We start from the raw sequence: 12,033 nt of genomic DNA on the forward strand, positions 1-12,033 counted from the left end.
GTCGGGTGTCGGTGGTCAGCGGCCGTCGGAGGTGTGGCGGCGGCGGACCCAGAGGGGGAGGAGGTACCAGCACACCAGGCACCAGAGGGACAGGGCGGCGACCAGCCAGGGCACGTACGTCGCCCTGGTCGCCACCCGCAGCACGAGCAGCAGGGCGGTGGTCAGCGTCGCGAGGAGCAGCAGGAGACCGACGGAGACCAGCCGTGAGGCCCAGGTCACCGCGCGGGGCTTGATGCGCCGGCCGGCCACGATCCGGTGGAACGAGACCGGACCGATCAGCGCCCCGATCGCGGCGGCCCCCACCGAGACGGTGATGACGTAGATCGTCCGGTCGCCGTCGGGCAGCTCGGGGAAGCGCGGGGTGAAGACCACCGTGAGAAGAAAACCGAAGAGGATCTGTACGCCTGTCTGGGCGACCCGGATCTCCTGCATCAGCTCGCTCCAGCGCCGGTCGGCCCGTTCCTCCGGCGTCTCGTGACGCCCGCGGATCATCCCGGCGGCGTCCTGCCGCTCCGGTTCCTCCGACCCCTCCGCTGCTCCCGCCACGCGTCCTCCCGTGTCGCTCTCCCTCCACGGTGGCACGAACCTCGCGGGACGCACTCTCGGGAGGCATGCTGGAAGCGGGACAGGAGGAGATGAGCGACGTGTACGACTTGCACATCGACACCGACGTCACCGTGCAGCTGAGCGAGTGCTGCCGGGAGGACGCCCAGGCCGTGTTCGAGGTCCTCGACCACGCCTACCAGCTGGAGGACATGTCGGCCCCAGGCCCCAAGGCGGCCACCGGGCCCGCCACCACCGTCTGGATGGCCACCTTCGACACCGCGGGCGGCCGTCGCGAGGAGACCCCGCCGGTCCGGCTGACCGCCATGGTCGGCGCGCTGCTCACCGGCGGTTACCACGCGGTCGACGAGGTCGAGAAGACGCTGGCGCGCAGCTTCGACATCCAATCCCTGCAATCCGTCTCCGGTGACCAGGAGACCGAGGCGCGGCTCCTCCTCGCGTCCCGCTGACCCCGCGGCCCCCGGACCCCCGGGCGGAGCGGACGGGCGCCGCCCGGGGCCGCCGCGCCCGCACGCGGTCCGCGGCCGGGACCCGCCCACTTGCCGGCTATACACCGTGTGTAGAGTGCGTGTCGTGCCGAAAGGTCCCGCCATGACCAGCGAGGGCCGCGGCCAGTCGAACCATTCGGGGAAAGCGGGTTGCACATGTTCCGAACCACGTCGGGCCGACGCCGGGGACCGGCCGTCGCCCTCCTTGCCGCGGCGACGCTCGTCCTCACGCTCGCGGGCTGCTCCGCCGACACGGTCACCCCCGGTGACGCGCGCGGCGAGGCGTCGGTGGACGCCAAGGGCGCGGCGGCCGGCGGCGTGGACTGCGCCAAGGCCAAGTGCATCGCCCTGACCTTCGACGCGGGACCGGGCAAGGACACCCCGCACCTCCTCGACGTACTCAAGGAGAAGAAGGTCCACGCCACCTTCTTCCTCCTCGGCAAGAAGCACGTCGAGCGCTACCCGGCGGTCGTCAAGCGCATCGCGGACGAGGGGCACGAGGTCGCCAACCACACCTGGAGTCACAGGATCCTCACGGATCTGGACGCCGCCGAGGTCCGCGACGAGCTCTCCCGCACCCAGGACGCCATCGCGAAGATCACCGGGCGCAAGCCCACCCTGATGCGCCCGCCGCAGGGCCGCACCGACGGCACCGTCTCCGACGTGTGCCGCGAGCTCGGCCTCGCCCAGATCCTGTGGAGCATCACCGCCAAGGACTACTCGACCGACGACACGGCCCTCATCCGCCAGCGCGTGCTCGAGCAGGCGCACCGTGACGGGATCATCCTGCTCCACGACATCTACGACGGAACGGTCCCGGCCGTGCCCGGGATCATCGACGAGCTGAAGCGCCAGGGCTACACCTTCGTGACCGTGCCGGAGCTCCTCGCTCCCGGCAAGGCCGAGCCCGGCGTCGTCTACCGCCCCGAGAAGGACGACTGAAGCGCCGGAGGAGTCGGAGAGCGCACCAAACCGGGTGAGGTGACTCACATCCGGCACAGGGGACACCCCGGAACAATGGGTGAAGGTTTACCGTTCATCAGTATGTGACGGCGAAGGGGCCCGGTCCCCAAGGTTCCCCCCCCCCCGTGAGGTGACCGCTCTTCCCACGTCACGGCAAACGGCCCCGGTTGGAATCCCCCGTCCAACCGGGGCTTTGTCGTACCGCCGCACGCCTCCTTGCCGCCCTTCGGGCGGCGCGCGCTCCGGCGCGTTGGACCCCTTCGGGTGAGTCGAAGGGGACCCCCGCATGGCCCGTCGGGCACCGGGCATTGATCGCCACGAACGGCGGCGACCGCGCCGCCCGACCACCCCGATCGGGCCCGCCACCAGGGGGAACCCATGCGTCACACCACCCGCCGCGCTCTTGTGACGGCCGCCGCCGCCCTCGTCCTCGCCGGCTGCGCCACCGTCCGCCCCGGACCGTCAGGACCGGCCGCCGTCTCCCGGCAGGAACAGGACCGGATCCTCAAGGCCGCCGAGCAGCGGATCGTCGCCGACTGCCTCGGCGCCCAGGGCCTCGCGCTCACCAGGGCGCGCGCCCCTGCCCAGGACCGTCGGCTCCAGGCCGCGCTCTTCGGCAGCGACCCCCGCGAACTGTCCCTGACCCTCGCCAACGGGCTCACGGTCACGGCCAACAGCGACGGCTGCGTCGCCCACGCCCGCGCGAGCCTCTACGGCGACCAGACCCGCTGGTTCCGGGCCCAGGTCACCGTCGACAACCTGCGCGCCGAGGCCCAGGCCCGGATGAAGGACGACCCCGCCCACCGGGCCGCCCTCGACCGCTGGACCCGGTGCGCCGCCCCCCAGGGCGGGCCGCGCCACGGCCGCCCCGACCCGGTCGTCGCCGACCGCTGCTCCCGCGAGAGCGGACTCGCCGACGTGCGTGCCCGGCTGGAGCCCACCGAGCTGGCCACCGTGCGCACCCTGCACCGCGACCAGGTCACCACCTACGAGCAGCTGCGCGCCCGCGCGCTGCGGCGGGCGGCCCAGCTGTCCGCGCCCGTCATCCGAACGAAAGGCAACCACGCTCCATGAAGCGACTCCTCGGCTCCGCCGCCGCCCTGCTCGCCCTCGCCGGTGGGCTCGCGCTGACCGCGCCGGCCGCAGCCGCCGAATGCCCGTCCGGTGAATTCTGTGTCTGGCAGGACGCCAACTTCGGCGGTCAGCGGGCCAACTGGAGCGGCGACGACGGCTGGTGGGAGAGCTGGATCGCCGACACCGACTCCTCCTGGGCCAACCACGGCATCTCCGGCCCGGGCATCAAGGACTACGTCCGGGTCTACGAGTCCGCCTGGCAGGGCGGCGCGATGACCATCTGTCTCGCACCCGGCCAGGAGGTCGGGTACAACGGCGCGGCCAACGACCGGGGCGACTCCCACATCTGGGCCACGGGCTGCTGAAGCGCGAACCACAGGTCAGGCCCCGCCTCGCCGGCGACACCGGCGAGGCGGGGCCCTGGTGCTGCGCGAGCCGCCCTCAGGCAGCGGCGCCCAGCCACAGGTCCGGGCCGAAGACCTCGTAGTGCACGTCCGCAGGGGCGATCCCGCGGGCGAGCAGGTCCCCGCGGACCGCCCGCATGAAGGGCAGCGGGCCGCAGAGGTACGCGGTGACGTCGTCCGGCAGGTCGAGCGCCGACACGTCTGCCCGGCCGTGCCCCGCGTCCGCGGTGCCCTCCTCCTCGTACCAGAGGTGCAGCGAGCCCTGCGGCAGGGCGTCGACCAGTCGGCGCAGCTCCTCGCGGTGCGCGTGGTCCGCGGGCGAGCGGTCGGCGTGGACGACGGTCACCGGGCGCTGCGAGCCCGTGGCAACGAGGTGGTCGAGCATCGCCAGCATGGGCGTCGAGCCGATGCCGGCCGAGGCCAGCAGCAGCGGGCCCTCGCCCTCGGGCAGCACGAGGTCGCCGAACGGGGCCGACACGGTGAGGCGGTCGCCGACGGCGGCGTGGGCGTGCAGCCAGGACGAGACCTCGCCCGCGGGGTCGCCGTCGACGCGCTTGACGGTGATCCGCCATTCGGGGCGGCCGGGCGCGGCGGAGAGGCTGTACTGGCGGATCTGCCGGGCGCCGTCGGGGAGCGTGACCTGGACACTGACGTACTGGCCCGGCCGGAAGCCGCCGGTCGGACGCCCGTCGGCGTGGCGCAGCACGAAGGAGACGGTGTCGGGGGTCTCCGTACGGCGCTCGGCGATCACCATGGGCCGCCACACCTGGCCCTCGGCGAGGCCCCGCTCCTGGTAGAGGCGGGCCTCGATGGCGATCAGGGCGTTCGCCATCAGCCAGTACACCTCGTCCCAGGCGCGGGCGACCTCGGGGGTCACCGCATCCCCGAGCACGGCGGCGATCGCGGCGAAGAGATGCTCGTGGACCGCCTTGTACTGCTCGGAGGTCACGCCGAGCGAGGCGTGCTTGTGGGCGATCCGGGAGAGCATCGCGTCCGGGCGTGCCTCGGGCTGGGCGAGCAGGGCGCCGGCGAAGGCGGCTATGGAGCCGGCCAGCGCCTTCCGCTGGTCGCCGGTGGCCTGGTTGCCGCGGTTGAACAGGTCCCGGAGCAGCTCCGGGTGGGCCGTGAACAGCCCCGCGTAGAACCGCTCGGTGATCTCGTCGAGCGCGCCACCGACGGCGGGAAGCGTGGCGCGGACGACCGGGGTGGCCTGCTCGGACAGCATGACGGGCTCCCATGTTCAATCTGGTAGACGATCTACGTATTTAAAGTGCTGCGGAACCCCCGCGGCGTGCGCGGGGGTGCGGAGGTAGTGGCTTCAGTCGGTGCGTGGGCCCGCGGACAGGGTGAGGAGCACGGGACCGGTGGGCGCCTCGACCAGATCCGCGACGGTCAGCGGATCGAGGGTGCGGTAGAACGCCTCCTGTGCCTGGCGCAGCGCGCCGCGCAGTCGACAGGCCGTCCGCAGGGGGCACGGCGCATCGCCCTCGCAGGCGACGACCTCCTCCTCTCCCTCCAGGGTCCTGGCCAGCCAGCCCACCGAAGAGCGCCGGCCGAGATCGGTCAGCGTCAGTCCGCCGCCCCGGCCGCGTCGCGCCTCGACGACGCCGAGATGCCGGAGGCGCGTGACCACCTTCGCCATATGGGCATGAGGGACGGCCATGGACTCCGCCACCTCGCGTGTGGTGGGGGAGTCGCCCTGCTCGGAGACCGCCAGGCGCATCACGGCACGCAGCGCCAGGTCGGTGAATTTCGTCAACCGCACGCCGCGACCGTATCAAAGGCGCATTTGTGATTCGTGTTAAGGGTCCGAGGGCCGGTGGTGGTGGCGCTTCCAGCGGCGCCATGTCCAGGCGCCGCCGATCGCCATCGACGCCGTGAACAGGACGATGCCGAGCACCGGCCACTGCCGGTCGGCGATCCGCGTGTCCGTGAACACCACCACCGCCAGCGCCACCGCGGGCACGAGGAGGGAGAAGAGCGCGCGCAGCAGCGAGAGCACCATCGCGGCGTCCAGGCGCGAGGTGCGGGCCGGGCCGGGTGCACCGGAGTAGAACAGGATCGCGCGGTCCGCCACCTTGGCCGTGCCGCGGTGGTACGAGAACGCCAAGTACGGCAGCCAGACCAGCGGCGCCACGAGACCGACCAGAAACACGACGCCGACCAGCAGCCACTGGCCGATCCGTACGAGCAGCCTCGTGCCCTCGTCGTCCGAGGGGGTGACGAGCCCGAGCAGCCGTGCCATCCGCATGGTCAGCTGCCACAGGGCAGCGGTCCGTCCCGGCCGCTTCGCGACCGGGGCGTGCGGGGCGGCGAGCCCGGCCCGCGCGGCATCCGTGTCCTCGTACACGCCCTGCAGGACGAGCAGTTCGGCGGTCCGCTCCGGGTCGGCCGGATCCCGGCCCTCCAGCCCGGCCAGCTCCAGCATCATCCGGGCCTGCGACAGGAGCGCCGCGCAGAAGGCGAAGGGGACGAACAGCATGAACGGCCCGCCCACGAACGCCCCCTCCGACGTCGCAGCCCGGCTGCCGCGCGCCACCACCTTGGCGCGCAGCTCGGCCGGGCTCGCGTCGGGGTGGGCGGCGCGCAGGCGCTCGACCGTCCGGGCGGCCCCATGGCCGAGCCGACGGGTGGCGAAGTCGGCGAGGAGCTCCGGCAGCCGGCCCGGCTCGGCCGCCGCCGCGCGCAGCACGGAACGGGGCGCGTCCGCGGGGACCTCGGGCCGCCGGGGCTCCTCGCCGTGGACTCCGGTCAGGACAGGACCTTGGCCTTCGCCTTCTCGAACTCCTCGTCCGTGATGGCGCCCTTGTCCCTGAGCTCCGCGAGCCGCGCGAGCTCGTCCGCGCTGCCGCCCGTGCCGCCGCCCGGAGCGGAGCCCGCGGTCTTGCGGATGTAGTCCTGGAACGCGGCCTCGGTGTCCCGGGCCTGCTTGATGTCGCGCTGGGACATGCTCTTGCCGCGCGCGATGACGTACACCAGCACGCCGAGGAAGGGCAGCAGGATGCAGAAGGCCAGCCAGCCCGCCTTGCCCCAGCCGCCGAGTTCGTGGTCGCGGAAGATGTCGCTCACGACCTTGAACAGCAGGAACAACCACATGATCCAGAGGAAGAACCACAGCATGGTCCAGAAGAGGTTGAGCAGCGGGTAGTCGTCCATGCCTGAACTCCGTTTCCCGCGGGCCACGATCGGCCTCGCGCTGCAGCGAGTCTCGCCGAAGCCCCGCCCCCTCGCATGTCGTGATTTTTCGTGATGCGTCGCCGGCGCCCTCGTGTTCGGATGGTGGGGAGGTACGTGTCGGCGTTGAACGGCTGTGGACGAGGGAGCCACACGAGGGAGTCACATGGGGCCGGTGGAATGTCCGGTGCTCGCCTTTCCCGGGGAGCGGCTGGGGGTCGCGGCGGTCACGGCCATCGCCGACCTGCGCAGGGCGGGGCAGGTGCGGTTGATCGACTCGCTGGTCGTCACCAAGTCGCCCACCGGAGAGGTGTCCAGCTCCGAACTCGTCGAGTACGAGGAGTACGCGGCGGCCGCCGCCGAGATCGGCCCCGAGGCCAACCTGCTCGGCCCCGAGGACGCCGCCGAGGCGGCCGAGACCATGGAACCCGGATCGTGTGCGCTGATGCTGCTCGTCGAACACCTCTGGGCGGGTCGCGCCGCGGACGCGATCCGCGGGGCGGAAGGGCGGGTCGCCGCCCGGGTGCCGATCCCGCACGAGTACGTCGAGCAGGCGCACGCCGCCTATCGCGAGGCCGTCGCGGCGGCGGCCGCCACGGCCGGAAGGAGCTGACCGCGATGTTCCTGCGCCGTCGCCCCCTCGTCCGCCCGGTCGTCCGGCCCGCCGGAGCCCCGCTGCCGCGCGGCGCGCTCGTCGGCGGCGCCGCCTACGCCGCGGGTCGGAGCGCCGCCCGCAGCGCCCGCCGCGAACAGGACCAGGAGGAGGCCATCGCCGACCTCCAGGCCCAACAGGCTCAGCAGCAGGCGCAACCGCTTCAGCCGGCGCAACCGCTCCACCAGGCCCCGCAGCCGGCCCGGCCCGTGGCACCCGCGCCCGCGGGCGGGCAGTCCGACGTCATCGACCAGCTGACGCGGCTCGGTGAGCTCGCGCAGCAGGGGCTGCTGACACCGGAGGAGTTCGCGGCGGCCAAGGCCAAGCTGCTGGGCGTCTGAGCCACCTCAGCCCTTGCGCCCCCGCAGCGCCGCCAGCGCCCGGTCCGCGTGGGCGCTCATCCGCAGCTCGCTCCGTACGACCTCCAGCACCCGGCGGTCCTGGTCGATCACGAACGTGACCCGCTTCGTGGGCGCCAGCGAGAAGCCCCGCTTCACCCCGAACCGGTCCCGTATGGCGCCCGTGGGGTCGGAGAGCAGCGGATAGCCGAGCGAGTGGCGGTCGGCGAACTCCTGCTGGCGCTCCACCTCGTCCGTGCTGATGCCGACGGGGCCGGCGCCGACCGCGCGGAACTCGCCCGCCAGGTCGCGGAAGTGGCACGCCTCCGCGGTGCAGCCGGGAGTGAGTGCCGCGGGGTAGAAGAAGAGGACGACGGGGCCTTCGGAAAGCAGACCGGAGAGGGAGCGGGGCGTCCCCGTTTCATCCGGAAGGGTGAAGTCCTCGACGATGTCACCGACGTTCATGGGCAGGGACGCTACCGCACGGTAGCCGCGGCCGTCACCGCCCCTGCCGGACCGGCTGCGCCGCCTCGCGTCCCGCCAGGACGGCGAGGACCCGCTCGCCCCAGCGCAGGTTCTCCTCCTCGAAGGCCCGGCCGCGCATCAGCGTCAGATACGGGCCGATCCGCTCGGCCTCCCGCAGGTAGGTCTCCTCGTCGCGTCCGTCGAGCATCCACTCCCGCAGCCGCTCGTAGCGCGCGAGCTTGCCGCGGGCCCACTCCATCCGCTCCCGCACGTGCTCGCGCACCGCGGCGGAGTCGCCCTCGTCGCAGGCCTGCACCTGCACCATCAGCTCGTCGCGGACCGCCGTCGGCTTCGGCGGGTGCGTGGTGTAGGCGATCAGGTCCCGGCGACCCGTCTCGGTGAGGGTGAACATGCGCTTGTTGGGGCGGCGTTCCTGCTGCACGACGCGGGCCTCGATCAGTCCGGCCTCGGAGAGCCGGTCCAGCTCGCGGTAGAGCTGCTGCGGCGTGGCCGCCCAGAAGTTGGCCACGGACACGTCGAAGAGCTTGGCCAGGTCGTATCCGGATGCCTCGCCCTCCAGGAGGGCTGCGAGGACCGCGTGCTTGAGAGACATCCGGACAAACTAGCAGTTCGTTGAATAGTTTCCTCCACACCTATTCACCCGTGAAAGCCCTGGTGAGGGGCGGGGTCCAGTCGGCGTGGCGCAGGATCATCCGCAGGGCGACACCCGACGGCGTCAGGCGCAGCAGGGTGTTGCGCAAGGGTACGGCGAGCGGGTGGGCCAGCTGTTGCCCCATCCGCCCGGCCCCTCGGGCCGCGGCGGCCACGGCCGCGGCCCGCGGGCGCCGTTCGGCGTCGTACCGGACGAGCGCGGTGGCCACCTCCGGCTCGCCGTCGAGCGCGGCCGCCAGGACCACCGCGTCCTCCAGTGCCTGGCAGGCGCCCTGGCCGAGGTTCGGGGTCATGGCGTGGGCGGCGTCGCCGAGCAGGACCACCCGGCCGGAGACGAACGACGGCAGGGGAGTGGCGAGTTCGGCGATGTCGTGGTGGAGCACGTCCTGGCCGCGGGTCGCGGCGAGGAGTTCGGGGACCGGCGCGTGCCAGCCCGCGAAGCGCCGGCGCAGCGCGCCGAGCGGATCCGCGTGGCGCACCCCGGCGGGCGAGTTGAGCACCGCATGCCATTCCGCGCGCCCGTCGGCGAAGGCGATGTGCCCGAACTCGGCCCCCAGGCCCCACGTGATCTCGAAGTCGGTGCGCAGGTCCACCGGCCGGGCGGTGATCGCGCGCAGTACGGTCGAGCCGCTGTACGCCGGGCCGGGGTGGTGGGGGAACAGGGCGCGGCGCAGCCGGCTGCCGACGCCGTCGGCCGCGACCACCAGGTCCGCCTCCAGGGGCAGGTCCCCGTCCGGCGGCGCGGCGTACGCCAGGCGGACGGGGCCGTCGGGCCTCCCGGGCCCGGGTGGGGTGGCGGCCGTGACGGTCACGCCCGTGCGCAGCGCCCCGGGCGGCAGCGCGGCGCGCAGCAGCCGGTGGAGCTCGGCGCGCGGGATCCCCACGATGGGGGAGCCGAGGGCGCGTTCGAGCGCGGCCCCGTCCATCCGGGCGAGCCAGGAGCCGCGCGGGGTGCGGGTGCCGCCCGTGTACTGGCCGCGACCGGCGGCCCGTACCTCGGTGCCGAGCCCCAGGGCGTCGAGCGCACGGATGCCGTTGGCGGCGAGGGAGATACCGGCGCCCGCGTCGGCGAGGGCGGGAGCCCGTTCCACGACCCGCACCTCCCATCCGACGCGCCGGAGTCCGATGGCGGCGGCGAGCCCCCCGATGCCCGCCCCGACGACGACGGCGGTGTGTCCCATGACGCGTCCTCACTCCCGTACGGCCGATGCCCATCGCCTTCTACAGATGTAGAAGGCGATGGGAGGGAGCGTAGCCCCACCCTCTACAGGTGTAGAAAGAGGGGGTGACTCCCGACGCTCCCACCCCTCCCCCCGAAGCTCCCAGTCCCCCCGGGGCTCCCGCCCCGCGACCCGCGGCCGCCGCCGACCGGCGCACCCTGCTCGCCGACGCCGCGCTCGGCGTCCTCGCCGACGCGGGGATGCGGGGCCTCACCCACCGGGCCGTGGACGCCGCGGCCGGGCTGCCGGCGGGCACCACCTCCGCCTACTACCGCACCCGCTCCGCCCTGCTCTCCGGCCTGGTCAGGCGGCTCGTGGAGCTGGACCAGGCGGAGCTGCGGGCCGCCGCCGAGCACGCCCCCGCGCTCCGCACCCCCGCCGACCTCGTCCGCGGCCTCGCCACCCTCGTCGCGGCCCGCACCAGCGGCGAGGGGCGGCGCCGTTCCCTCGCCCGCTACGCGTGTGTCCTGGAGAGCGTGCGCGACCCCGAGCTGCGGGCCATCCTGGTGCCGAGGAGGAACCCGGCGCGCGAGGCGGTGAGCACCTTCCTCGCCGAACGCGGCGTGGCGGACCCCGAGAGCCGCACCCTGACGCTGCTCGCCTGCGTGGACGGCCTGGTCCTCGACCGGGTCGTGGCCCCGGGACGGGCGCCCGGCGGGACGCGGGAGGAGATCGAGGGGCTCGTGACCGCCGCGCTCCGCTGACGTACGGCCGAATGGCCGCCCGCCACGGTGCGGTGGAGACGGGGGCGCGAGAAGCTGCACCATCCGAAGGCCGCCACCCGCTCGAATCCCGCCGACCTGAAGTCAGCAATGGAGCAAGCCCCGATGGACAGCAACGCGTTCGTCTACACGACCTACATCCGCACCACCCCCGACGAGCTGTGGAAGGCGCTGACCGAACCCGACCTCACCCGCCGCTACTGGGGGGTCGCCTTCGAGACCGACTGGTCCGTGGGCTCCGGCATGGTCTGGGAGGAGGGCGGCCGCAAGACCGCCGACCCCGAGCAGGTCGTCCTCGAGGCGGAGCCCGGCCGCCGGCTCGCGTACACCTGGCACACCTTCACACCCGCCTGGGCCGAGGCCGTCCGCATCGGTGCCGAGACGTACGCCCGCCTCGCCGGGGAGCGCCGGTCGAAGGTGACCTTCGAGATCGAGCCCGCCGGGGACATGGTCAAGCTCACCGTCGTCCACGACGACCTGGAGCCCGACGGCACGATCCGCGGGCTGGTGGGCGAGGGCTGGCCCGCGCTGGTCTCCAGCCTGAAGTCCCTCCTGGAGACGGGCGAGGAGCTGCCCGAGGTCCCGCGCTGAACCCCCGGGACCGGGCGCCCGCACGCACGGCGGACCTTCAAAAGCACCCGAACGGAGCGGCGCGGGGCGCTAGCGTGCGCGCATGACCGCCACCGTGACCGTTCTGACCGCCGGCTACGTCGGGCCGCGCACCGCCTCCACCGTCTCCCTGCTGCGCGACGGGGACACGGTCGTCGTGGTCGATCCGGGCATGGTCGCCGACCGTGCCCTCATCCTGGCGCCGCTCGCCGCCGCGGGCGTGACGCCCGAGCAGGTCACCGACGTGGTGTTCAGCCACCACCACCCCGACCACACGCTCAACGCGGCACTCTTCCCCACCGCCCGCTACCACGACCACTGGGCGATCTACCAGGACGACCTCTGGACCGACCGCCCGGCCGACGGCTTCGCCCTCTCCCCGTCGATCCGCCTCGCCGCCACACCCGGGCACACCCCCGAGGACATCAGCACCCTCGTCGACACCGCCGAGGGGCTCGTCGTCCTCACCCACCTGTGGTGGTCGGCCGACGGCCCGCCCGAGGACCCCTACGCGACCGACCCCGCGGCTCTGCACGCCTCGCGCCGGACGATCCTCGGCCTCGGCCCGGTCCTCGTCGTGCCCGGCCACGGCGAGCCCTTCGTTCCCGGCGCGGCGACGCCCCACTGACCCCGCGCGCCCGGCCGCGTTGGTGCTTTCGAGTCGTCTCGACGGCCCTTCCGGCGCCAC

17 protein-coding genes are annotated in these 12,033 nt (G+C 73.5%); 9 read left to right on the forward strand and 8 right to left on the reverse strand.

The features are described from left to right. Positions 1-15: 15 nt before the first annotated feature. The gene (locus tag ACH414_RS03100) at positions 16-492 is read right to left on the reverse strand and encodes a DUF6328 family protein (RefSeq protein WP_382535074.1); all 477 of its coding nucleotides are present in this window, start codon (positions 490-492) and stop codon (positions 16-18) included. 119 nt (positions 493-611) lie between these two features. Between ACH414_RS03100 and ACH414_RS03105 the strand changes: the two genes are divergently transcribed. From ACH414_RS03105 to ACH414_RS03120, 4 genes are all read left to right on the forward strand, one after another. Continuing rightward, positions 612-1,013: a hypothetical protein gene (locus ACH414_RS03105; protein ID WP_382534897.1), complete on the forward strand. Its 402-nt coding sequence runs from the start codon at positions 612-614 to the stop codon at positions 1,011-1,013. Between the two features lie 195 nt (positions 1,014-1,208). Continuing rightward, a complete protein-coding gene (locus ACH414_RS03110; protein ID WP_382534899.1) occupies positions 1,209-1,994 on the forward strand; it encodes a polysaccharide deacetylase family protein in 786 nt (261 codons plus the stop codon). Between the two features lie 399 nt (positions 1,995-2,393). Continuing rightward, positions 2,394-3,089 (forward strand): hypothetical protein, encoded by a 696-nt coding sequence (locus tag ACH414_RS03115; RefSeq protein ID WP_382534901.1) that lies wholly within the window; start codon positions 2,394-2,396, stop codon positions 3,087-3,089. Further along, positions 3,086-3,454, forward strand: a complete 369-nt coding sequence (locus ACH414_RS03120) for a peptidase inhibitor family I36 protein (RefSeq protein WP_382534902.1) — start codon at positions 3,086-3,088, stop codon at positions 3,452-3,454. The genes ACH414_RS03115 and ACH414_RS03120 overlap by 4 nt, the downstream gene beginning before the upstream one ends. Before the next feature lie 76 nt (positions 3,455-3,530). Here the strand turns inward: ACH414_RS03120 and ACH414_RS03125 are convergent, their stop codons facing one another. The 4 genes from ACH414_RS03125 to ACH414_RS03140 all read right to left on the reverse strand — a co-directional run bounded on the left by ACH414_RS03125 (position 3,531) and on the right by ACH414_RS03140 (position 6,649). Further along, positions 3,531-4,718, reverse strand: a complete 1,188-nt coding sequence (locus ACH414_RS03125) for a globin domain-containing protein (protein ID WP_398940679.1) — start codon at positions 4,716-4,718, stop codon at positions 3,531-3,533. A 93-nt stretch (positions 4,719-4,811) separates the two neighbouring features. Next, complete coding sequence (locus ACH414_RS03130) at positions 4,812-5,258, reverse strand: RrF2 family transcriptional regulator (protein WP_382534906.1); 447 nt, start codon at positions 5,256-5,258, stop codon at positions 4,812-4,814. A 36-nt stretch (positions 5,259-5,294) separates the two neighbouring features. Beyond that, on the reverse strand, positions 5,295-6,185 hold the full coding sequence (locus ACH414_RS03135) for a hypothetical protein (protein WP_382534907.1): 891 nt from the start codon (positions 6,183-6,185) through the stop codon (positions 5,295-5,297). A gap of 59 nt (positions 6,186-6,244) precedes the next feature. Beyond that, positions 6,245-6,649, reverse strand: coding sequence for an SHOCT domain-containing protein (locus tag ACH414_RS03140; RefSeq protein WP_382534909.1), 405 nt, complete (start codon positions 6,647-6,649; stop codon positions 6,245-6,247). 184 nt (positions 6,650-6,833) lie between these two features. On the opposite strand from ACH414_RS03140, the gene ACH414_RS03145 reads away from it, so the two are divergent. Continuing rightward, complete coding sequence (locus ACH414_RS03145; RefSeq protein WP_382534911.1) at positions 6,834-7,280, forward strand: DUF6325 family protein; 447 nt, start codon at positions 6,834-6,836, stop codon at positions 7,278-7,280. A 5-nt stretch (positions 7,281-7,285) separates the two neighbouring features. Continuing rightward, a complete protein-coding gene (locus tag ACH414_RS03150; RefSeq protein WP_398940680.1) occupies positions 7,286-7,660 on the forward strand; it encodes an SHOCT domain-containing protein in 375 nt (124 codons plus the stop codon). A 6-nt stretch (positions 7,661-7,666) separates the two neighbouring features. On the opposite strand, the gene ACH414_RS03155 is transcribed toward ACH414_RS03150, so the two are convergent. Genes ACH414_RS03155 through ACH414_RS03165 form a run of 3 tightly spaced genes read right to left on the reverse strand, consistent with a single transcriptional unit; the run spans position 7,667 to position 9,975 of the window. Further along, on the reverse strand, positions 7,667-8,122 hold the full coding sequence (locus tag ACH414_RS03155) for a peroxiredoxin (protein WP_382534915.1): 456 nt from the start codon (positions 8,120-8,122) through the stop codon (positions 7,667-7,669). Between the two features lie 34 nt (positions 8,123-8,156). After that, positions 8,157-8,735, reverse strand: coding sequence for a PadR family transcriptional regulator (locus tag ACH414_RS03160; protein ID WP_382534917.1), 579 nt, complete (start codon positions 8,733-8,735; stop codon positions 8,157-8,159). 40 nt (positions 8,736-8,775) lie between these two features. Then, positions 8,776-9,975: an FAD-dependent monooxygenase gene (locus ACH414_RS03165; RefSeq protein WP_398940681.1), complete on the reverse strand. Its 1,200-nt coding sequence runs from the start codon at positions 9,973-9,975 to the stop codon at positions 8,776-8,778. 197 nt (positions 9,976-10,172) lie between these two features. On the opposite strand from ACH414_RS03165, the gene ACH414_RS03170 reads away from it, so the two are divergent. The 3 genes from ACH414_RS03170 to ACH414_RS03180 all read left to right on the forward strand — a co-directional run bounded on the left by ACH414_RS03170 (position 10,173) and on the right by ACH414_RS03180 (position 11,973). Further along, a complete protein-coding gene (locus tag ACH414_RS03170; RefSeq protein ID WP_398940753.1) occupies positions 10,173-10,718 on the forward strand; it encodes a TetR/AcrR family transcriptional regulator in 546 nt (181 codons plus the stop codon). Positions 10,719-10,841: 123 nt separating this feature from the next. Then, the gene (locus tag ACH414_RS03175; RefSeq protein ID WP_382534921.1) at positions 10,842-11,327 is read left to right on the forward strand and encodes an SRPBCC family protein; all 486 of its coding nucleotides are present in this window, start codon (positions 10,842-10,844) and stop codon (positions 11,325-11,327) included. Between the two features lie 82 nt (positions 11,328-11,409). Continuing rightward, positions 11,410-11,973, forward strand: a complete 564-nt coding sequence (locus tag ACH414_RS03180; protein ID WP_382534923.1) for an MBL fold metallo-hydrolase — start codon at positions 11,410-11,412, stop codon at positions 11,971-11,973. Positions 11,974-12,033 lie beyond the last annotated feature (60 nt).

This window comes from Streptomyces sp. NPDC020422, assembly GCF_044386705.1.
GTDB lineage: Bacteria > Actinomycetota > Actinomycetes > Streptomycetales > Streptomycetaceae > Streptomyces.